The organism is Actinotalea sp. (assembly GCF_035443605.1).
In the GTDB taxonomy this organism is placed as follows: Bacteria; Actinomycetota; Actinomycetes; order Actinomycetales; family Cellulomonadaceae; genus Actinotalea.
In genome coordinates, this window is the sequence record NZ_DAORSQ010000047.1 from 1 (window position 1) to 19,986 (window position 19,986).

The following is a 19,986-nucleotide window of genomic DNA, read 5'->3' on the forward strand; positions in this document are numbered from 1 at the left end:
TGCGGCGCCCCGCCCGCGTCCGTACCCTGACCGGATGGACCTGGAGCTCAGCGGCGAGATCGTGCACTGGCGGGGGCCCTCGCCGTACCACTTCGTGCCCGTGCCGGAGGGCGAGTCGGCGGCCATCCGGGCGGCCGCCGCGCTGGTGAGCTACGGCTGGGGCGTCATCCCCGTCACCGTCCGGCTGGGCCGGACCGAGTGGACCACCTCGCTGTTCCCGAAGGACGGCCGCTACCTCGTGCCGATCAAGGACGCGGTCCGCCGGGCCGAGGTGCTCGAGATCGGCGACATCGTGTCGCTGCGCCTCACCGTGCGGGTGTGACGGAGCCGGTCAGTCCTCGGCACCGCGCTCGATCCCCAGGGTGGCCAGCAGGTCCTCGTGCAGCTCGAACCACACGCCGTGGAACGAGTCGCTCCCCGGGCGGTCGACCCAGGACCGCTCGCCGCGCTCGGCCCGGGTCAGGGCAAGGGCGAGCCGCTCCGGGTACCCGTCGCAGCGCGGCAGCACAGCGGTGAGGCGCTCGGTCAGGGGCACGACGGCGCGCAGCAGCGAGCCGAGCTCGTCGAGCACGCGGTCGTCCCACCGCGCGTCGGTGTGGTCGTTGACCGCCAGCGGATCGCCAGGCAGCGGCCGGATCTGCCACCGCGTCGCCGCCGTCAGCAGGCGCGTGTTGAGCGCGCCGAAGTCGGCGTGCGTGGCCTCGACCACGGCCCGCTCCCCCGTCGCGGCGAGCTCCGCCGCGAGCAGCCCCCCGAGCTCGGCACGACCGGCGTCGCTCAGCGCCCAGCCCGACAGCTCCACGAAGCCCACCCGTCGGACCCACCCGCGAGCCTGGGCGTCGAGCAGCAGCTCACCGGCCACCGCGGGGGCGATACCGAACCGCCGCGCGACCGCACCGTCGTCCGCCATGCCGCGCAGCCGCAGCGCGTGCAGCACGAGGAGCTCGGGGGACGACGCGACGACCATGCCGCGACCCTACGACGGCGGCCGGCCGACCGGCCGGGACTACTCCCCGACCTCGCCGTCGACCGCCTCGCGCAGCAGGTCGGCGTGCCCGTTGTGCCGCGCGTACTCCTCGATCATGTGCACCACCATCCAGCGCAGGCTGGGTGCGGTGCCGTCCTCGAACTCGTGCCGCGCCGGCTGGTCCATGCCACCGGAGGCCAGCGCCCGGGCCACCGCGGTGCGCGACCGCTCGACGGCCCCGGACCACAGGGCGCGCAGCTGGTCGGGGGTGTCGTCCGCAGCGGAGTGCCAGTCCCAGTCCGGGTCCGCGTCCCAGTTCACCGTGTCGAACGGCGGCGCGGGCATCTCGTGCAGCAGCACGCGGTGGAGCCACAGGTCCTCGACGTACGCGAGGTGCTTGAGCAGACCGCCCAGCGTCATCGTCGTGGGGTGGATCGTGGCGCCCAGGCCGGCGGCGTCGAGCCCGCGGGTCTTCCACTCCAGGGTCGCGCGCTGGTAGTCGAGGAACCCCAGGAGCGTGGCGGTCTCGTCCGCGTTGCTCGGCGCCTCCGGGCGGCCGTGCTCGTCGATGGTCGTCATGCGGGCGAAACTACCGCCGCCGTCCGACACCGGCACGCCGGTCCAGCGGGAGCCGTCGGCCGGTGCTCAGGCCACGGAGGACCGCGCGCCCCCGTCCGGCCGGCCGTCCCGCGCGTCGCCGTCGGCCGCGACGACCTCGTCGGCGACCGAGGAGCCGTCGGGCAGCACTGACTCGTGCGTGCGCGTCGCGGCGAGGAGCACGTCGGTGATCTCCGGCCCGATGAGCTCGTGGCGCTCGAGCAGCGCGTCGCGCAGCGCCTCGACGAGGTGGCGGTTGCGCGAGAGCAGCCACAGCACGCGCTGGCGTGCGTCGTCGAGCACCTCCTCGAGCTGTGCGCGGGCCGCCGTGTCCGCGAGCACCGCGCCGACCAGCTCCTTGCCCGTCGCGGCGAACGAGACCAGCGACCCGGTCATCCCGGCCGCGCCGACCATCTGCGCTGCCGTGCGCGTCGCCGCGGCGAGGTCGCTCGCGGGGCCCGTGGTCGTCTCGCCGAAGAAGAGCTCCTCGGCGACCAGTCCACCCATCGCGATCTGCACCAGGGCACGGAGGTCGCCCGTGGACCGCGTGTAGACCTCCTCGGTGTCGCTGTGCGCCAGCAGGCCGAGGGCCGTGCCGCGCTTGACGATCGTCAGGACCTCGAGGGTCCGGTTCGGGGCCACGAGCCACGCGACGACCGCGTGGCCTGCCTCGTGGGTCGCGATGAGCCGCTGCTCCGCCTCGGTGTAGGCGACCGGCTGGCCGATGCCCACCATCTCGGTGATCCGGGCGTGCTCGATGTCCTCGAAGGACATCGCGTCCGCGCCGCGGCGCAGCGCGTTGACGAGGCCCTCGTCGAGCAGGTGCTCGATCATCACGGGCGTCCAGCCGTTCGTGGCCGCCGCGACGAGGTCGCGGGCCTTCGGGTCGTCCAGCCCCGGCTCGTGCGAGCGGCGAGCAAGGAAGTGGTCCACCAGCGCGCGGCGGCCGTGCACGTCGGGCGCTGCGAACGTCAGCCGCCGGTCGAAGCGGCCGGGGCGCAGCAGAGCGGGGTCGAGCGAGTCGGCGCGGTTGGTGGCCGCGATGAGCAGGATCGGCGCGCGCACCGGCTTGACCTGCTGGATCTGGCGGTCCGCGGCGAGCAGCAGGTTGACGCCGGCGATGAGGCGGTTGAGCAGGCGTGCCGATCCGGTCGGCTCGTCGAACGACTGCATCTGCACGAGCAGCTCGTTGACCACGCCACCGGTGCCCTCGCTGACCACCGCGTTCCGCACCGTCCCTCGGGGGCCGCCGTCGAACGCCGCACCGTGCCCGCTCGCGGCCTCGACCAGTCCGCCGCGGCGCATCGCGATCGCGTCGATCTCCTCGATGAAGCCGATCGCCCCGCCCTCGGCGACCGCCGCCTTGCGCAGCGCCTTGAAGTAGGCGCGGATCTTCTTGGCCGTGGCGCCGTAGTACATCGACTGGAACGACGTCGCCGAGACGAAGAGGAAGGGCACCCCTGCCTCGGCAGCCATCGCCTTGGCCGTCATCGTCTTGCCGGTGCCCGGCAGCCCCTCGAACAGCAGGCCGCGACGCGGGGTCCCACCCATCTGCGCGGCGAACCGGCGATGGGTCTGGAAGAGGTCGATCGAGCGCCGCACGTCCTCCTTGATGGGGTCGATGCCGATGACGTCGTCCAGCGTGACGTCCACCTGCTCCGGGCGGTACGTCAGGTGCGGCGACCGCCCCGTGACGACCTGCGAGCCGAGCAGGATGACCAGCAGGGCGACGAAGAACACGGCCGGCACGACCACCAGGGGGTCGACGGCCGGCAGCGTCGGGATCGCCGAGCGCCCGGTGAGCGGCATGACCACGAGGTAGACCTCGAGCGCGATGACGACGGCAGCCGCGCGGTAGACCCGGCGGCGGCGCATCCGGTCGCGCTCGATCGCGATGTCGTGCTGCGAGCCCCGGAGCGGGGTCAGGGGCGAGGGCGGCACGGGTGTCCTTCCGCAGGCGGTCGCCGACCGTGGGCACGGCGGCGGCACCCCCATGCTGCTCGAACCGGACATTTGGGGCAATCGCGCTGTGGCGAACGGGTGAACGGTCGACGCCGGACCCACGACTAGCCTGACCGGCATGCAGTGCCCCCACTTCGACGCAGCGCGGTGCCGCTCGTGCACGCTCATGGGCACGCCCTACCCCGAGCAGGTGGCGGCCAAGCAGCGGCACTGCCGCGAGGCGCTCGGCGAACGTCCAGGGCTGACCTGGCTCGAGCCCGTCACCGGGCCGGAGGCCGGCTTCCGCACCAAGGCGAAGATGGTCGCGGGCGGCACCGTGGACCGGCCGACGCTGGGCATCCTCGACGCCCATGGGCACGGCGTCGACCTGCGCGACTGCGGCCTGTACCCGCCGGGGCTGCAGGCCTGCCTGCCCGTCCTGGCGGACTTCGTCACCCGCGCGGCACTGACCCCGTACGACGTCGCGCGGCGCACCGGTGAGCTGAAGTCCGTGATCGTCACGCAGTCGCCCGACGACGAGCTCATGGTCCGGCTCGTGCTGCGGTCCACCGAGCCGCTGGCCCGGATCCGCAAGCACCTGCCGTGGCTGCGCGCCGCGCTGCCCCGCATGGTCGTCGCGTCGGTGAACCTGCTGCCGGAGCACAAGGCCGTCGTCGAGGGCGACCGCGAGATCCTGCTCACCGAGGTGACGTCGCTGCGCATGCGGGTCAACGACATCGACCTGCAGCTGCGCCCGCAGGGCTTCTTCCAGACCAGCACCGACGTCGCGGCCGCCCTGTACCGCCAGGCGCGCGCGTGGGTCACCGAGATCGCACCGGCCTCGGTCTGGGACCTGTACTGCGGCGTCGGCGGCTTCGCCCTGCACTGCGCCGCCCCCGACCGCGACGTCCTGGGGGTCGAGACCAGCGCGGAGGCGGTGGCGGGCGCCCGACGCAGCGCGCACGAGGCGGGCCTTGACCGCGTGCGGTTCGCGGTCGGCGACGCCACGGCCTTCGCGCTCGGCGCCGCCGCCGCGCCGGAGCTCGTCGTGGTCAACCCGCCCCGGCGGGGCCTCGGCCCGGAGCTGGCCGGCTGGCTCGAGGCCTCGGCGGTGCGGCACGTCGTCTACTCGAGCTGCAGCACGACGTCGCTGGCCCGCGATCTCGCGGCGATGCCGTCCCTGGTGCCGCGCCGCGCGCAGGTGCTCGACATGTTCCCGCAGACGGCGCACTACGAGGCCATCGTGCTGCTGGAGCGCGGCTGACGCACGGACCGCCCGTGGTCGACCCGGGGGCCGCCGGCGACGGGGTCGCGCCGGCGGCGCGGCCGGTCAGGCGCCGGCGTCGGCCGTCCCGTCGGTCACGCCCGAGTCCGTCGTGGCGTCGTCGGCGCCCGTGCCGGTGTCCGTCCCGGGCGCCGTGCCCTGGTCCGGCGCCGTCCCCCGGTCGGGCCGCGCGCCCATGTCGGGCGGTGTGCCCGGGTCGCCCGTCGCGCCACCGGGCCCGAGCTGGTCGGTCACGCCCGAGGTCACGGACGTCACCGCGGAGGCGGCGCCCGCATCCTGCCCCACGACGTAGCCGGCACCGAAGGCACCGCCCACGGCGAGCACCCCGGCCAGCGACCCGGTGACGACGGGGTGCGACCCGGCCCCGGCCCGCAGCCGGGCCAGCCGGCCGCGGCGGGGCGGGGCGTCGGCGAGGGCGAGCTCCGGGTACCCGGCCGGGTGCTGCCGAGGCGTCGAGGCCTGCTCGGTGGCGACCGGCTCCGGCACGGATGCCGGTGCGGTCGGCGTGGTCTGGTCGATCTCGGTCGTGGTCATGGTGCTCTCCTCGGGACGTCGGTCTGATGAGGACAACCGTCGACCTCCCCGCTGCGCCCGGCCTGGGTGCCCGCCAGGTGGCACCTGTGAACGCGGCACCGGTCCACGCCGTCGGCGACGCGTCGTGCACCGGATCGCCCGCGCCGCGTCACACGCCGTTCACACACGTCGGCTAGCGTGGAACCCGAGCCACCAGGCCGCGCTGCCGCAGCCGCAGCCGCCGCTCGGGCCCCGGCGCACCACCGCCGGACGAGCCACGCACCACCCTCCCCCGCGCGACACCGCGCCACCGCACTCGATCCTCGGAGGTCACCAGATGCCCGAGTACCTCTTCGTCAACGGCCCGCTCGCCGGGCAGGCCATCACCTCCAACGACCCGCACACGCCCGGCGACCTGCTCGCCGTCGAGGTCGTCGACGTCGACCAGCACCCGGACGACGTGCCGCTGTACGACTACTACGTCGAGACCCTGCCGGACCCGCAGGGTCCCGGTCGCCTCCGCCTGGTTTGCTGAGCCCGACCCGGACCCGCCGCCCCGGTGGGACGATCGTGAGGGGGCGAGCTCCGACCCGGGGAGGCCAGGATGGGCAGGTCGGCGCGCGGCCGTGCGCGCACCGCCGTCGCGGGTCGCGACCGGGTGCTCGACGCCGCCAGGGCCTTCGCGCTCGGCGTCGTCGTCCTCGCGCACGCGCTCGCGTGGGACGTCGGGACGGGCGTCCCGGCGAACGTCCTGGACCGACGGCCGGACGTGGCCTGGCTGACCTGGCTGCTGCAGGTGCTCCCGCTGTTCTTCGCCGCGGGCGGCATCGCCAACGCCACCTCGTGGCGCCGGGAGCCCGACGTCGCAGCGTTCTGGCGACGCCGGCTGCTGCGGCTCAGCACGCCAGCCCTGCTGTACACCTCGGTGTGGACCGCGGTGCTGCTGCCGCTCGCGGTCGTCCTGCCCCTTGCCGAGCCCGCAGGGCGGTTCGCCGCGCAGCTCGTCTGGTTCCTCGGCGTGTACGCGGCGGTGGTCGTCGCCGCGCCGTGGACCGTGCGGTGGACCGCCCGACCCTGGCCCACGCTCGCCGCGTGGCTCGTGACGGTCCTCGCCGTGGACCTTCTGCGCTGGAACGTCGACCCGGCGCTCGGCTGGCTCAACCTCCTGCTCGTGTGGGGGTTCGCGCACCAGCTCGGCTACCACCTGCCGGCGCTGCGGACCGCGCCCCGCCTCCGCCTGCTCCTCGGCGCCGTCGTCGCCGCTACCACCGCCGTAGCCCTCGGCGTGCTGGGCCCGTACTCGGCCGTGCTCGTCAGCTACGTCGGCGACCCCGAGCCGTCCAACCTGTCGCCGCCCACGCTCGTCGTCGCGCTCTACGCCGTGGCCCAGGTGCTCGGCCTCGCGGCACTGTGGCCGTGGCTCGACCGACGGCTCGCCGCGGACCGGCTGTACCTTGCCGTCGGCGCGTTCGGCGCGCGGGGCATCGGCATCTACCTGTGGCACATCCCGATCGTCGCCCTCGTGGCGGGCGTGGCCTGGTGGCTCGGGTTCGACGCTGCCCCGCTGGGCGCCGCATGGTGGGCCGCCCACCTGCTCGGCGTCGCCGTCGTGCTCGCCGGGGCGTGGTGGCTCGCCGGCCGGGCGCAGGCTGCCGAGCGGCGAGCGCTCGCGCGGGTGAGCGGGTGGCGCGCCTGGCGCGTCCCGCTGGCGCCGGTCGCCGTGGCGGTCCCGCTCGTGCTCCTCAGCGTCTCGACCACCGGCTTCGGCACGTGGTGGGGCGCCGGCATGCTGGGGCTGCCCTCGTCGAGCCTGCTCGACCTTGCCCTCCTGGCCGCGGCCTGGCGGGTGCTCGCGACGAGCGCGGCGCCCGCCTAGTACTCGACGCGCGTGCCCAGGGCGAGCCATGCGTCCATCGGCGCCCGAGAACCGGGCACGCGACGCTCGACGACGGGCATCGGCCAGGTGGCGCGGTCCTGCGCCAGGAGGTCGTAGAACGCGCGGTCGTCGAACCCGGCGCGCGCGGCGTCGTCCCGGTTCGCCGCGTGCACCACGCGGTCCACCCGCGACCACAGCGCCGCCGTCAGGCACAGGGGGCAGGGCTCGCACGAGCTGAACAGGGTGGCTCCGGTGAGGGCGAACGCGCCGGTCGCGCGGCACGCCGCCCGGATCGCCACCACCTCGGCGTGCGCCGTGGGGTCGAGGTCCCGGGTGACCCGGTTCTGGCCGGTGCCGAGCACCGCACCCGCCCGCACGACGACGGCGCCGAACGGGCCGCCGCCCGCCGCGACGTTCTCGACGGCCAGGGCGATCGCCGCCGCCAGCCAACGCTCCTCCTGCGCCACGGACAGGCCTGCGACGGCCGCGGGGACGAGGATCGAGGTCATCGAGATCACCTGCCTGCCACCATTCTCGCGCCGCGCAGGAGCCGTGTCAGCCGGTCGGGCGCGCGGCAGCGGCCCGGGGCGGGTGCACCCCGGGCCGCCACGTCCACGCTCAGGTCGCGTCGACGCTCACGACGGTCCGGACCGGCGTCGGGTTGGCGAACAGGTCGAGCACCGGGCAGTGCGCGTCGACCGCCGCCTGGAGCTCGGCGTAACGCTCTGCCGTCTCCGGACCGCTGAGCCGCACGTCGAGGCGGACCTCGGTGAACCCGGCCCGCACGGAGTCGTCGAGGCCGAAGAAGCCGCGGACGTCCAGGTCACCGACGGCGGTGATGCTGACGTCGTCGAGGCGGATACCCAGGTGCGCGGCCCAGAACCGGTAGGTGACGACCTGGCAGCCGATGAACGCCCCGAGGGCGTACTCGACGGGGTTGGTCGCGGAGTCGTCGCCCCCGAGGGACGCCGGCTCGTCGACGACGAAGCCGTGCTGGCGCGTGCGGACGTCGGTGGCGACGGAACCCGTCGCCGTGCCGGTCGCGGTGAACGCCACCAGGCCGCGCGAGGCGTCCTGGGCGACGGCGCCGGCCGTGGCCGCGATGATGCCGACCAGGGAGGCGTCCCTGGCTGCGACGAGCTCGGTGGCGCTGGTGGTGGGGGCGGTGGCGGTCAGTGCGATGGTGGACATGGCGGTCTCCTGCGGGTCTCGTTCACGGTGGGGGGTGCCGTGCGGACGCGCGCCGGGCGGCCCGGCACCGCGCGAGGACATCACCCGGCAGGGTGGGAGGTCGTCGGGCCGTGGGGCTCGGGGAGGGCGCGCGCCCTAGAGCATTCGCGCGCAGGCTGCGGGCATCGTGGCCCGCCCGACGGACGCGACGGGCCGACCGACCGCTGCCAGTGCAGCGGCGGTGCCCAGTGCCCGCGTCGACGTCATGGGGAGGAATGAACCACCTTGTTGAGATGTGGACAAGCAAGCGTCCGCGATGTGGACGGGTGCCGCCCCGCGTAGCATCGCGAGGTGCACCCGGCCGCGAACACAGCCCCCGGCCGACGGCACTGGATCACGCTGGCCGCGATCGGCGCCGTCGGCGGCCTGCTCTCCGGCGCACTCGGGGTGGGCGGGGGCATCCTCATGGTCCCGCTGCTCATCGGTCTGGCCCGGATGGACGACCGTCGCGCGTCGACCACGTCCCTCGCAGCCATCGTGCCGACGGCCCTGGCCGGGTCGCTGACCTACCTCGCCCGTGGGCAGGCCGACCTCACCCTCGGTGCGATCCTCGCCGTCGGCGGGGTCGCCGGCTCGTGGCTCGGCACCTGGTTGCTGCACCGCACCCCGCTGCCCCGGCTGCGCTGGATGTTCGTCGGCCTGCTGGTGCTCGTGGCGGTCCGGATGGTCCTCACGGTGCCGACCCGCGGTGCCGCGCTCGAGCTGACGCCGGCCGCCGGGCTCGCCCTCGTCGCGGTCGGGGTGTTCATGGGGGTCACCTCCGGCCTGTTCGGCATCGGCGGCGGGCTGGTCCTGGTCCCCGCCCTCGTCCTCCTCTTCGGGGTGGACAACCTCCTCGCGCAGGGCACGTCGCTGCTCGTCATGCTGCCGACCGCCGCGACCGGAACGCTGGCCAACCTCCGCACGGGCCGGGTGGACGCGCGGGAGGGCGCCGTCGTCGGGCTCACCGCCACCGCGACCTCGTTCGCGGGGGTGGCGATCGCGTTCGCCGTGCCCGCCCGGGCCGCCACCATCGTGTTCGCCGTCCTCGTGCTCGTCGCCGCGGCGCAGCTGGCCCACCGCGCCCTGCGGCGGCCATGAGTCGGCCCGTCGCCGCTCCGGTTGCCGATGGCCGCACGGGCAGCCAGGGTGATCCGGATCCCGTCCGCACGCACCGACGCACGCACGCACGCACGCACGCACCGAGGAGATCCCATGGCGACCAGCCTCAGCCCGTACCTCAGCTTTCGTGACACCGCCAGGGCGGCCATGGAGCTCCACCGCTCGGTGCTCGGCGGGGAGCTGACGATCACCACGTTCGGTGAGTTCGGGATCAGCGAGGACCCCGCGGAGCAGGACAAGGTCATGCACTCCCAGCTGACGACCCCGGGCGGCCTCGTGCTCATGGCGTCGGACACCCCGAACGCCATGGAGCTCGCCGAGGGCTCGGCGCACTCCGTCGCCCTGTTCGGTGCGGACCTCGCCGAGCTGCGGGGCTGCTGGACCGGGCTCGTCGACGGCGGCACGGTGACGGCACCCTTCGAGACCGCTCCGTGGGGCGACACCTTCGGCATGTGCATCGACCGGTTCGGGATCAGCTGGATGGTCAACGCCGAGGGCACGCCTGCGGGCTGAGGCGGGTCGGGGCCCGCCCGACACGCCCGGGCGGTCTCAAGATCGTCGGGATCCTGCCGATAGGGGCCACGTGACGTCCGGGCCCACGCAGAACTACGAGGACGCCGAGCTCGGCCGGTGGCGTCCCCGCCCGGTGGCCGCCGGCGTCGTCCGCGTGCTCATCGTGACCCTTCCCCTCGTGCTGGCCATCGGCTTCGGCGTGGCCGCAGCACGCTGGCTGCCCGCCGCCCGCCTGGGGGTCGACCCCTGGGCCTGGATCGCCGTCGAGATCACGGTCTCCACCGGCCTGCTCCTCGTCGCCACCCGCCTGGCCCGGCGCCTCATGCCCCTGTCGAGCCTGCTGCGCCTGACCCTGTACTTCCCCGACCGCGCGCCCTCCCGGTTCGCCGTCGCCGCCCGCCACTACTCCCCCGCCGCCCTGCGGACGCGCATCGACCACGACCGCGCCCACGGCACCACCCCCACCGACGAGCACGACCACGCCGCCCTGCTCCTGGACCTCGTCGCCGCGATCGGCGCCCACGACGAGGTCACCCGCGGCCACTCCGAACGCGTCCAGGCCTACGCCGCCCTCATCGCCACCGAGCTCGGCCTGTCCGAACCCGACGCAGCCAAGCTGTCCTGGGCCGCCCTGCTCCACGACATCGGCAAGCTCGACGTCCCCGCCGAGATCCTCAACAAGACCACCCGCCCGACCGACGACGAGTGGCAGGTCCTGGCCACCCACCCCACCACGGGCCTGCGCATCGCCGCACCCCTGGCCTCGTGGCTCGGACCATGGCTCGGCGCGATCTCCCAGCACCACGAACGCTGGGACGGCGCCGGCTACCCCCACGGGCTGGCCGGCACGGCCATCAGCCCGGCCGCCCGGATCGTCGCCGTCGCCGACACCTACGACGTCATCACCTCGACCCGCTCCTACAAGAAGCCCCTCAGCGCCCAGGCCGCCCGCGAGGAGCTCGCCCGCTCCGCTGGCACCCAGTTCGACCCCGACGTCGTGCGCGCCATGCTCGCCGTCGGCCTCGGCAAGCTCCAGCTCGCCGCCGGGCCGCTGTCCCTGCTCTCCTCCCTGCCCGGACTCGGCGCGACCCCGTTGCCCAACCTCGCCACCCTCGCCACCAACGCCACGACCGCCGCGACCACCGCCGGCGCGGCAGCGACCGCGGCCCTCCTCGGCGCCACCCTCGCCCTCACCAGCCCCTCGACCACCGCCCTCGACAACCCCCCGGCCACCACCGCGGACGTCGCCGTCGAGGCCGCACCGGCCGCGGGCTCGCGCCAGGGCGCCGCCGGGACCGGGCAGCAGGAGGCCACGCCGGCCGCCTCGCCCGGCTCCACGACCACGCCGTCGCCGTCCACCCCCGCGCCCACCCCCGCACCCACCGCCGGCCCCGGGACACCGACCGTGGAGACCGGGACCGGAGCGGGGACCTCGGGGCCCGCCCCGGCCCCGGCGCCGGCGTCGACGTCCACCCCCGCGCCCGCCCCGCCGCCCGCGCCCGCGCCGGGGACGACCCCGTGCGCGCGGGCCCGCGCCGGTTCCGCGAACCTCGACGGGGCGGACCTGACCTCGTGCGACCTGTCCGGGGTGACCCTCACGGGCAGCTTCGTCAACGCGACCCTGTCGGGCGCCGACCTCACGGGTGCGACCCTCAGCGGTGCCGACTTCACCGGTGCCCAGCTCAACGGCGCGGACCTCGACGGGACGAGCATCTCGAGCACGTCGTTCGCCGGGGCCCGGCTCACCGGGGCCAGCTTCGTCGGTGCGTCGGTCACCGGCTCGAGCTTCGTCGGGGCCGCGCTCAACGGGAACACGCTCGACGGGGCGAGCACGTCGGGCTGCACCTTCGACTGACCGGCGCCTACGACGCCGCCGACTCCTCGTCGTCCTCGAGATCGTCGTCCTCGAGATCGCGGTCCTCGCGGTCGCCGTCCGCCGCCTCGACCGCCGGCTCCAGGGTCACGGCGCACAGCCGGTGGCCCACGCCGTCGGAGCGCTTGGCCTCGTACATCGCCGTGTCGGCCCCGTGCAGCAGCTCCTCCGCGGTCCGGCCGGCGTCCGCCGTCGAGACCACACCCAGGCTCGCGCTGACCCTCACCTCGTCCCCGTCGCCGACGACGACCGGCTCGGCGACCGCCTCGACGATGCGCCACGCCACCTCCACCGCGCCGTGCGGGAGGTCCTCGAGCAGCACGGCGAACTCGTCACCGCCGAGGCGCGCCACGACGTCGCGGTCCCGCACGCACACGCCCAGCCGGCGGGCCGTCTCGACGAGGAGGGTGTCGCCCGCGGCGTGCCCGAACCGGTCGTTGACCTGCTTGAACTCGTTGAGGTCGACGATCATGAGCGACAGGTGGCCGGCGCCAGAGCCGAGGCGGGAGATCGCCTCGCGCAGCCGCTCGTCGAGCAGCGCGCGGTTGGCCAGGCCGGTGAGCGGGTCGTGCAGCGCCTCGTAGCGCAGGCGCGTGGCGAGGCGGTCGCGCTCCGCGAGCAGCGTGCGGAGCTCGTCGACCGTGGTGTCGAGCCGGTCGACCAGCCTCGTGTTGTCGGTGAAGGCGATGAGCTGTCGGCCCACCACGAGGCCCGTGCTCAGCACCGCCCCGCCCACGACGGCCCACTCGGCGCCCGTGAGGTCCTCCTGCAGCAGGACCCACACGAGCAGGAGGTAGGTGGCTCCGAGCGCCGCGTAGGGCATGAGGCTGAAGCGACGTCGGCTCCTCGTCCGCACGACGTCCGTCGCGGCGCGGACCTGGAGGCACTGGATCCGCGCGGAGGTGAGCAGCAGGCCGCTCGACACGAGGGTGAGCCCCAGGAGCCAGGAGACCCGCCCCTGCGCGACGAGCAGGCTCGTCCCGGCCTGGACCATGCCCTCGAGGCCCGCGGCGGCGCCGAGCGTCTGCCCCGCGAGCAACGAGAACGGCGGCCGGGCGCTGAAGACGAGCTTCACCACTCCGAGCACGCCGACGAGGAAGATCCCCGGCCCGACGACCAGCCCCAGCGCGGTGGTGAGCAGGCCGGCACCCTCGACCGGGACGTACGCGAAGGCCCCGAACGTGGTGGCGGCGACCATGACGATGCTGACGTCGATCCACAGGCGGGCTCGCGAGCGCCGCGAGCCGTACCCGATCGACGGGGTGAGGAGCACGGCGACGCCGATGGGCAGGGCCGTGCCGACGAGCACCATGAGCGTCTGCACGGGCCCGCCGAGGATCACCGGGAGGGTCAACGGACGGGTCGCGACGAGCACCAGCTGGACCACGTCCCCGATGGCGTACGCCACCCCCGCCATGGCGATGGCGCCCCACACTCGCCGGCCAGGCGTCGAGGCGACGGACCTGCGCGCGATGCGGGCTGCCGTCGCTGCCAGGCCCACGTGCAGCACGGCCAGGAGGGTCCAGCACAGGGCCACCTGCGCCGTGAGCGAGCCGAGGCCCAGCCCGTACCCGACGACGGTCCCGACGGCGGACACCGCGAGCGCGACGAGAACGGGGTCGCGCCGCAGGTCATGCGGCGAGGCGAGGGGAGGTGAGGGCACGACGTCGGACGCGGCCATCGACCCTCCCTCTCCCGGCGCAGCCCGCACGCGTCTCCGGCCGAGACATCGGCATCCGAGGCGGCGGACGTGAGCCCGACCGTACCGCTGGTCCGGCCGACGAGTCCGCGCGCGGACCTGCCGCCCGCGCGCGTTGTCGCCTAGTGTTCTAGACCTCGGAGGGCCTTGACGCCAGGCCGGTCAGGGAGCACCACCTCCTCCACGATGCCCAGGCGCCAGGTCGGCCGGGCGGGGAGAGCCATGCCTGCACACCAGACCGTCCGGATCGACCGTCAGCGCGTGCGAGAGCTCACGGCCCGTGAGGCCGCACGCCTCGACGCGCGCACCCAGGGGTCGCGCGCCACCTACGAGCGCGCCGGGCGCCACCTGTCGGGTGGGGTCGCGTCGTCCTACCAGCTGCGCGACCCGTGGCCGATCTACCTCGAGCGCGGCGACGGCCCCGTGGTCTGGGACGTCGACGGCAACCGGATGTGGGACTTCCACAACGGGTTCGGCTCGATGGTCCAGGGCCACGCGCACCCCGCGATCGGCCGCGCCATCGCCGAGCGGTACCCCCGGGGCACGCACTTCGCCGCGCCGACCGAGGACGCGATCGTCGTCGGTGACGAGCTCGCCCGTCGCTGGGGCCTGCCGAAGTGGCGCTACACGAACTCCGGGTCCGAGTCGACGATGGACGCCATCCGGATCGCCCGCGCCTACACGGGCCGGGACACCGTGATGAAGATCTTCGGCTCCTACCACGGGCACCACGACACCGTGATGGTCTCCATCGGGGTGGAGTACGACAAGATCGGCGACCGCGAGGACCTCGCGTCGCTCGCCTACGGCGCGGGCATCCCCGACGCCACCGTGCAGATGACCATCCCGGTGCCGTTCAACGACGCCGGCGCCATGGAGCGCCGCATCGTGCGGCTGACCGCGGAGGGCCGCAAGCCCGCGTGCGTGATCATGGAGCCGGCGATGATGAACCTCGGCGTGGTCCTGCCCGAGCCGGGCTACCTCGCCGCGGTGCGCGAGATCACCGCGCGGCACGGGATCGTGCTGATCTTCGACGAGGTCAAGACCGGCCTGACCATCGCCGCCGGCGGCGCCACCGAGCACTTCGGGGTCACCCCTGACCTCGTCACGCTGGCCAAGGCCCTGGGCGGCGGGCTGCCGACCGGCGCGATCGGCGGCACCGAGGAGGTGATGTCGGTGGTCGCGGACGGCACCGTCTACCAGGTCGGCACCTACAACGGGAACCCGCTCGGCATGGCCGCGGCCAGGGCCAACCTCCTCGAGGTGCTGACCCCGGACGCCTACGCGCACCTGGACCACCTCAACGCCCGGATCCTCGCCGGCTGCACGGACGTCGTCGAGCGCCACCACCTGCCGGGGTACGCCGTCGGGCTCGCGTCCAAGGGGTGCGTGACGTTCTCCCCCGTGCCGATCGTCGACTACGAGTCGTTCAAGGCCAACCAGGACGCCGAGCTGTCCACGCTCGCCTGGCTGTTCAACCTCAACCGCGGCATCTTCATGACGCCGGGGCGTGAGGAGGAGTGGACGCTGTCGGTGACCCACACCGACGAGGCCGTCGACGCCTACGTCGCCTGCTTCGACGAGCTCGCGCACGCGTTGACCACGAGGTGAGCCGCACGGCCAGCGGGGCCGCACCGGGGACGACGTCCCAGGTGCGGCCGGTCCCGCGTGGCTACGCTCGGGTGCACCGAGCCCACCCAGCGGAGGAGTGACCATGAACCCGTCCGACGACGTCGTCTCCGTCCTGTCCACGGAGCAGGCATGGGCGTTCCTCGCGGCCCAGGAGATCGGCCGTCTGGCGTACCGCCTGGCGGACGAGGTGCACATCACGCCGGTCAACTTCGCGGTGGCAGACGGCCGCCTCGTGTTCCGGACCGCCGAGGGCAGCAAGCTGCTGGGCGTGACGATGCACAAGAACGTCGCGCTCGAGGTCGACGAGTTCGACCGCAGGAGCGCGACGAGCGTCATCGTGCGCGGCACGGCCCGCCACCTGCACGACTCCGAGGCCGACGCCGTCGCCGCCGTCCCGCTCTACCCGTGGGTGCCCACCGAGAAGTACGAGCTCGTCGCGATCGAGGTCGAGGAGATCACCGGCCGGACGTTCCGGCTCGAGCGCGACTGACGACGACCGCTCGCCTCAGGACCTGACGAGGCCGCCGCTGACCCACGAGCGGATCGTCAGCTCTTCACAAGGCCGCCGCCGACCCAGTCACGGATGGCCGCGACGTCCTGCGAGCGCAGCTGCATGCGGGCGCCGCGGCACAGCCCGACGACGTGGCTGGCCCATGTCTCTGCGACCTTGGTCGCAGCAGGCTTCGCCGCAAGGTCCAGCCCCGCGTACAGCACGCCGGCCACGACCGCGTTCACCGAGGCCTTGCCGATCTTCTTGCCCGACGCCTGACACGCGTCGCGGACCCGCTTGGCGGTCTCCTGACGGTTGAACGGCTGCGCATGCACGTCCTTCGCCAGGGCGTTCAGCAGGAAGCGATATAGGTCCGGGGGGAGGTTGGGGATGTCGGTCACGTCGACGACCTGTCGCTGTAGGGGCGGCAGGTCGACCGGGCTGGCCGACGGCAGGTCCGCCTCACTGAACCGCTTCGGGTCCCAGACGAAACCGGGAGCTGGCTTCGAGGCCGACCCGAGCTCGGGTACCGTGCGTGCCAGCCAGCCAAAGAACCCGCCCGTGCCACCCCACCCCGCGGCATTCACTGCAGGATCCGCCTTCTGCGCCGCCGTGGCGACGAAGCCGCCCACCAAAGGACGGTCGGCCGAGCGCACGAGCCGCAGGACGGCCTTGCGTGCGGGCGACTCTGGCGGCAACTGAAGCTCCACGACCGGCGTCATCGTCGTGGCGGGCGCAACCGCGCGGCGACGGCCCGCGGCCCGCACGGGTGTCGGACCGTCGACCTCGGCAGCGTCGAGCGGGATCTCCTCCGTGGTCGCCGCAGCGGTCGCCGGCACATCGACCGGCCCCGCGGCCGGGGCGGTCGCGCGTCGACGCCGGGTGGCCCGTGCCGGTGCGGCGACCGCGGGATCCCCCGGCGCGGCCGGAGGCTGGAGCTCGATCTGGGCAGCGTCGCCGACGGGTGTCGCGGCAGGCACCGGAACCTCGACGCGCACCACGGGCTCGTCCAGCACGGTCGGCTTGACCAGCTCGGCGAGCTGGTCCGCGGTGACCACTGTGTCCGCGACGGCACGGTAGGCGCTGGCGGCCGGACCCGCGGTGACGATGGTCACCCGGCGGTCGGCCGCCCGGAAGCGCAGGGCCAGGGGCGTGAAGTCGGCGTCGGCCGAGAGGATGACGAACTCGTCGTACCGCGTCTCGGCGCTCAGCGCGTCCACGGCGTCGAGCACGAGGTTGATGTCGGCGCTCGACTTGCCCTGCTGGGTCAGCGAGGGGCAGTCCACCACAGAGAACCCGGCGCGCGTGAAGTACGGCCGGAACTCCGAGAACGCCGAGGGGTTGAGGTAGCAGGCCCGGATGAGGAAGCGCCGCGTGAACTCCCCCTCGTCGTCGCTGCCCGTCTCGAGCGCGCTGAGCCAGTGCGCGGGCGAGCTGGCGAACGCCTCGGCCGCGGCCGGGTCGAGGCGGCGCAGGCCGATGTAGACGTTGTCGAAGTCGACGAACAGGGCGCAGCGCAGCCGGCGGGGCTCGGACGTGTCGGGGGTGGTCACCCCGCCATCCTCCTCGCCCCGGGGCCCGGGCGGGGACCGGGGGCGCCCGGCGGGCCCTCAGAGCGGGATCGCGTCGGCGTAGACCACCCGCGGGACGAGGGTGGGCGCACCGGAGATGTTCGGCTCGTCGACCGGGTCCGCGTCGAGCAGCTCGCGCTCCTCGACGAGCACGCGCCAGCGCAGCTGCGTCCCGGGCGTGCGCAGGTCGAGCGGCACCGGCCGCGCACCGACGGGCGGCAGCGCGAGCTCGCCGGTCCACGTCACCCGGAACGTCGTCTCGTCCCCGACGCCCACGGCCGGCAGGCGCCGCCGCGCGACCGTGTGCCACTCGAGGTCGCTCGCACCGTCGGGCAGCACCTGCACGGTCGCGTGCACCGTGCGGGTCAGCCGCAGCAACCGGTCGAACGCCGCGGCACCGCCGGTCGGGGTGTCGGCGTCGAGATCGGCGACGCCGTCGGCGCCCGCGCCGTCCTCGTGGCGCCGGCGGACCCGCAGGAAGGCCACGGCTCCCGTCACCGTCACGCGGACGCGGTCGGCGTCGGGCCGGCTCACCGTCGTGGTGCGCGTCGGCAGCGGCTGGACCCAGCCCGTCAGGCCGATCGGCGACAGCGCGCAGCCGGCGATGGAGTGCTCCTGGTAGCGCGCGACGGCGAGCCGCAGGAAGGGCCACAGGGCGGGGCCGTCCTCCACCGCGACGTCGACGTACCACCGGCCCGTCCCGGGGTGGAACTCCGGCGCGTAGGGCAGCACGCGAGCCGAGGGCGCGTCGGGCAGGTCGACGAGCGGGACCGTCGCGGCCGGGCCGACCGGGCGGGCCGGCTGCGGCACCGTGGTGCCGCCCACGGCCGCGATGAGCAGGTGCCCGAGCCCGAGCAGCGGCAGGCGCGTGGCGTCACCCGTGGCCGCCCCCAGCACCGTGGGGTCCCGGCCCCACAGGCTGATCGAGGAGTCGGGCTCCGCGCCGGTCGCGGAGAGCACCACGCCCAGCAGCTCGCCGTCGCCCGAGGAGAACCACGGCCGGCGCAGCCACAGCCGCACGCCAGAGCGGCGTACCCGGCGCAGCGCGAACGGGTGGTCCGGCTCGGTCTGCTCCTCCCAGCGCAGCAGCGGCACGGCGTCGACGAGGTCCGGTGCCGCGGGGCGCGCGGAGCTGGGGACCTCCAGGACCACGGGCGTGCCCGCGAGCGCCGGGTCGTCGTCGGCCGGGACGTCCGCCGCCGAGAAGAACTCGCGGTACCGCGTCACGCCGCTGGGCGTGTAGGTCACGCGCCGGTGGTGGGTGTCGGGGAAGGTGTGCACCGCGCGGTGCAGCCCCAGCCCGCCCTCGGCCAGGCCGACCATCGCGGCCGCGGGCCCGAAGGGCAGGAAGTCCACGAACGTCAGCAGGCCGAACCGCTCGGTCCCGGCCACGGGTGAGCTGACGACGACGTCGTCGCGCGCCACGGTCGTGGGGCCGGGCGTCGCGACGTCGTCCACCTGCTCCGTCCAGGAGCCGCGGACCACGAGGCGTTCCGTGCTGGCGCCGTGCAGGTCGGCCAGCCCGGCGAGCTGGGCGACCGTCAGCCCCGGCGGGCGCAGCAGGACCCGCAGGGCGACCAGCGACGGCGGGCGCACGGGGGCGGGGACGGCGTGCACGAGGCGCAGGTCGACGGACGGCGTGAGCCACCACGTCCAGCCGGAGACCGCTGCGCGCAGCAGCGCAGCGGCCGCGACCACCTCGGCCTCGGACGCCGAGCCGTCACCGTCCGGGTCGATGGTGCTCGCCAGGTGCGAGCGCCACAGGCCGAAGCGGTCGAGGTCCTCGCGGCGCAGCGACGAGGACATCGCCACGCGCACCTGCTCGCCGGCCGGCAGGCCCACCCGGACCGTGGCGCCGTCGAGGCGTGCCGACAGCTCCGCGCCGGGTGCCGCCGCCTCGACGACGAGGCGCAGCGGCCGCACACGCGGCCAGTCGCCGTCGAACGGGAGCACCACGGCCTGCAGCACGCGCGGCTCGGGCAGCAGGTGGGGCGCACCCGCGTCGTAGAACACCAGCGCGACGCCGGCGGCGTAGGGATCGGGCAGGTACGGCAGGGTCAGCTCGTCGACGTCGTGCACGACGTACTGGCCCTCCCCCAGCGGGGTGTCGCGCACCGCGGTGATCTGGGCCAGCGTGACGAGCGTGTCCGGGTCGGCGCCCGGGCGCTGGTGCAGCGCGATGCCCGGCTGCTCGACCACCTGGCCGGGGTTGTCGAGGTCGGGCACGAACTGGTCCAGCAGCGTGCCGCGCTCGCGCAGCGCCCAGCCGTAGGCGGTGCGCTGGACGGTCGGGTCGGCCGAGCCGATCGCCACGTCGAACCGGCCCGCGGTCTCGGCCTCGACCTGCGTGGTCTTGGCCGGCACGACGTGCCGCTCGCTCGCGACGATCGCGTCCGGGGAGCCGGCCGGCAGGCCGGTGCGCACGACGAGCCTCGACAGCTGCTCGCCCGTGCCCAGCGGCGCGCGCGCGACGAGGCTGGGCGGCGGGACCGGGTCCCAGCGCAGGAAGGGCCGCGGCGTGGTGACGACCGCGCGGCCAGGCAGCGCCCCGGGCCCGACGACGAGGTCGTCCAGTGCCGCGACCTGGGCGAACACGGCCGGGTCGACGGCGAGCTGCGGCCGCACGCGCCAGGTGCTCGCCGCCGACGCCAGCACGCGGCTCGCCTCGGCGGTCTGCCGCACGGCGTCGCGCACGTCG

The 19,986-nt window shown here is 74.8% G+C and carries 18 protein-coding genes; 9 read left to right on the top strand and 9 right to left on the bottom strand.

The window, feature by feature from the left end; translation table 11 throughout:
- The first annotated feature begins 34 nt into the window (after positions 1–34).
- On the top strand, positions 35–322 hold the full coding sequence (locus tag PKY62_RS06995) for a DUF1905 domain-containing protein (protein ID WP_324535989.1): 288 nt from the start codon (positions 35–37) through the stop codon (positions 320–322).
- A gap of 9 nt (positions 323–331) precedes the next feature.
- Here PKY62_RS06995 and PKY62_RS07000 read toward each other — a convergent pair whose 3' ends face one another.
- From PKY62_RS07000 to PKY62_RS07010, 3 genes are all read right to left on the bottom strand, one after another.
- Positions 332–967: a transcriptional regulator gene (locus PKY62_RS07000; RefSeq protein ID WP_324535990.1), complete on the bottom strand. Its 636-nt coding sequence runs from the start codon at positions 965–967 to the stop codon at positions 332–334.
- A 39-nt stretch (positions 968–1,006) separates the two neighbouring features.
- A complete protein-coding gene (locus PKY62_RS07005) occupies positions 1,007–1,546 on the bottom strand; it encodes a DinB family protein (protein WP_324535991.1) in 540 nt (179 codons plus the stop codon).
- 66 nt (positions 1,547–1,612) lie between these two features.
- A complete protein-coding gene (locus tag PKY62_RS07010) occupies positions 1,613–3,505 on the bottom strand; it encodes an AAA family ATPase (protein ID WP_324535992.1) in 1,893 nt (630 codons plus the stop codon).
- 139 nt (positions 3,506–3,644) lie between these two features.
- Here PKY62_RS07010 and rlmC point away from each other — a divergent pair, with 139 nt between their 5' ends.
- A complete protein-coding gene (rlmC, locus tag PKY62_RS07015; protein WP_324535993.1) occupies positions 3,645–4,769 on the top strand; it encodes a 23S rRNA (uracil(747)-C(5))-methyltransferase RlmC in 1,125 nt (374 codons plus the stop codon).
- Positions 4,770–4,835: 66 nt separating this feature from the next.
- On the opposite strand, the gene PKY62_RS07020 is transcribed toward rlmC, so the two are convergent.
- Positions 4,836–5,324 (bottom strand): hypothetical protein, encoded by a 489-nt coding sequence (locus tag PKY62_RS07020; protein WP_324535994.1) that lies wholly within the window; start codon positions 5,322–5,324, stop codon positions 4,836–4,838.
- A gap of 316 nt (positions 5,325–5,640) precedes the next feature.
- On the opposite strand from PKY62_RS07020, the gene PKY62_RS07025 reads away from it, so the two are divergent.
- Together PKY62_RS07025 and PKY62_RS07030 are read left to right on the top strand one after the other, a co-directional pair.
- Positions 5,641–5,838, top strand: a complete 198-nt coding sequence (locus PKY62_RS07025) for a hypothetical protein (protein WP_324535995.1) — start codon at positions 5,641–5,643, stop codon at positions 5,836–5,838.
- Between the two features lie 69 nt (positions 5,839–5,907).
- A complete protein-coding gene (locus tag PKY62_RS07030) occupies positions 5,908–7,179 on the top strand; it encodes an acyltransferase family protein (protein WP_324535996.1) in 1,272 nt (423 codons plus the stop codon).
- Here the strand turns inward: PKY62_RS07030 and PKY62_RS07035 are convergent.
- Both PKY62_RS07035 and PKY62_RS07040 read right to left on the bottom strand, forming a co-directional pair.
- Positions 7,176–7,688: a nucleoside deaminase gene (locus PKY62_RS07035; RefSeq protein WP_324535997.1), complete on the bottom strand. Its 513-nt coding sequence runs from the start codon at positions 7,686–7,688 to the stop codon at positions 7,176–7,178. The genes PKY62_RS07030 and PKY62_RS07035 overlap by 4 nt on opposite strands.
- Positions 7,689–7,797: 109 nt before the next feature.
- Positions 7,798–8,370 (bottom strand): OsmC family protein, encoded by a 573-nt coding sequence (locus tag PKY62_RS07040; protein WP_324535998.1) that lies wholly within the window; start codon positions 8,368–8,370, stop codon positions 7,798–7,800.
- Between the two features lie 330 nt (positions 8,371–8,700).
- On the opposite strand from PKY62_RS07040, the gene PKY62_RS07045 reads away from it, so the two are divergent.
- From PKY62_RS07045 to PKY62_RS07055, 3 genes are all read left to right on the top strand, one after another.
- Positions 8,701–9,489, top strand: coding sequence for a sulfite exporter TauE/SafE family protein (locus tag PKY62_RS07045; RefSeq protein ID WP_324535999.1), 789 nt, complete (start codon positions 8,701–8,703; stop codon positions 9,487–9,489).
- 114 nt (positions 9,490–9,603) lie between these two features.
- Positions 9,604–10,023: a VOC family protein gene (locus PKY62_RS07050; RefSeq protein WP_324536000.1), complete on the top strand. Its 420-nt coding sequence runs from the start codon at positions 9,604–9,606 to the stop codon at positions 10,021–10,023.
- Between the two features lie 70 nt (positions 10,024–10,093).
- The gene (locus PKY62_RS07055) at positions 10,094–11,878 is read left to right on the top strand and encodes an HD domain-containing phosphohydrolase (protein ID WP_324536001.1); all 1,785 of its coding nucleotides are present in this window, start codon (positions 10,094–10,096) and stop codon (positions 11,876–11,878) included.
- A gap of 7 nt (positions 11,879–11,885) precedes the next feature.
- On the opposite strand, the gene PKY62_RS07060 is transcribed toward PKY62_RS07055, so the two are convergent.
- The gene (locus tag PKY62_RS07060) at positions 11,886–13,577 is read right to left on the bottom strand and encodes a diguanylate cyclase domain-containing protein (RefSeq protein WP_324536002.1); all 1,692 of its coding nucleotides are present in this window, start codon (positions 13,575–13,577) and stop codon (positions 11,886–11,888) included.
- A gap of 279 nt (positions 13,578–13,856) precedes the next feature.
- On the opposite strand from PKY62_RS07060, the gene PKY62_RS07065 reads away from it, so the two are divergent.
- Both PKY62_RS07065 and PKY62_RS07070 read left to right on the top strand, forming a co-directional pair.
- On the top strand, positions 13,857–15,206 hold the full coding sequence (locus PKY62_RS07065; RefSeq protein ID WP_324536003.1) for an aspartate aminotransferase family protein: 1,350 nt from the start codon (positions 13,857–13,859) through the stop codon (positions 15,204–15,206).
- A 103-nt stretch (positions 15,207–15,309) separates the two neighbouring features.
- Positions 15,310–15,717 carry a pyridoxamine 5'-phosphate oxidase family protein gene (locus PKY62_RS07070; RefSeq protein ID WP_324536004.1) on the top strand — a complete coding sequence of 136 codons (408 nt, stop codon included), beginning with the start codon at positions 15,310–15,312 and terminating at the stop codon, positions 15,715–15,717.
- Positions 15,718–15,773: 56 nt separating this feature from the next.
- On the opposite strand, the gene PKY62_RS07075 is transcribed toward PKY62_RS07070, so the two are convergent.
- Complete coding sequence (locus PKY62_RS07075) at positions 15,774–17,270, bottom strand: NYN domain-containing protein (protein ID WP_324536005.1); 1,497 nt, start codon at positions 17,268–17,270, stop codon at positions 15,774–15,776.
- A 57-nt stretch (positions 17,271–17,327) separates the two neighbouring features.
- Positions 17,328–19,986 (bottom strand): hypothetical protein (locus PKY62_RS07080; RefSeq protein ID WP_324536006.1); only part of this gene is annotated, 2,659 nt, incomplete at its 5' end.

Coding starts and splice junctions, on each gene's coding strand:
- PKY62_RS06995 (WP_324535989.1), top strand. CDS start 35: ATGGACCTGGAGCTCAGCGGCGAGATCGTGCACTGGCGGGGGCCCTCG.
- PKY62_RS07000 (WP_324535990.1), bottom strand. CDS start 967: ATGGTCGTCGCGTCGTCCCCCGAGCTCCTCGTGCTGCACGCGCTGCGG.
- PKY62_RS07005 (WP_324535991.1), bottom strand. CDS start 1,546: ATGACGACCATCGACGAGCACGGCCGCCCGGAGGCGCCGAGCAACGCG.
- rlmC (WP_324535993.1), top strand. CDS start 3,645: ATGCAGTGCCCCCACTTCGACGCAGCGCGGTGCCGCTCGTGCACGCTC.
- PKY62_RS07020 (WP_324535994.1), bottom strand. CDS start 5,324: ATGACCACGACCGAGATCGACCAGACCACGCCGACCGCACCGGCATCC.
- PKY62_RS07025 (WP_324535995.1), top strand. CDS start 5,641: ATGCCCGAGTACCTCTTCGTCAACGGCCCGCTCGCCGGGCAGGCCATC.
- PKY62_RS07030 (WP_324535996.1), top strand. CDS start 5,908: ATGGGCAGGTCGGCGCGCGGCCGTGCGCGCACCGCCGTCGCGGGTCGC.
- PKY62_RS07035 (WP_324535997.1), bottom strand. CDS start 7,688: ATGACCTCGATCCTCGTCCCCGCGGCCGTCGCAGGCCTGTCCGTGGCG.
- PKY62_RS07040 (WP_324535998.1), bottom strand. CDS start 8,370: ATGTCCACCATCGCACTGACCGCCACCGCCCCCACCACCAGCGCCACC.
- PKY62_RS07050 (WP_324536000.1), top strand. CDS start 9,604: ATGGCGACCAGCCTCAGCCCGTACCTCAGCTTTCGTGACACCGCCAGG.
- PKY62_RS07060 (WP_324536002.1), bottom strand. CDS start 13,577: ATGGCCGCGTCCGACGTCGTGCCCTCACCTCCCCTCGCCTCGCCGCAT.
- PKY62_RS07070 (WP_324536004.1), top strand. CDS start 15,310: ATGAACCCGTCCGACGACGTCGTCTCCGTCCTGTCCACGGAGCAGGCA.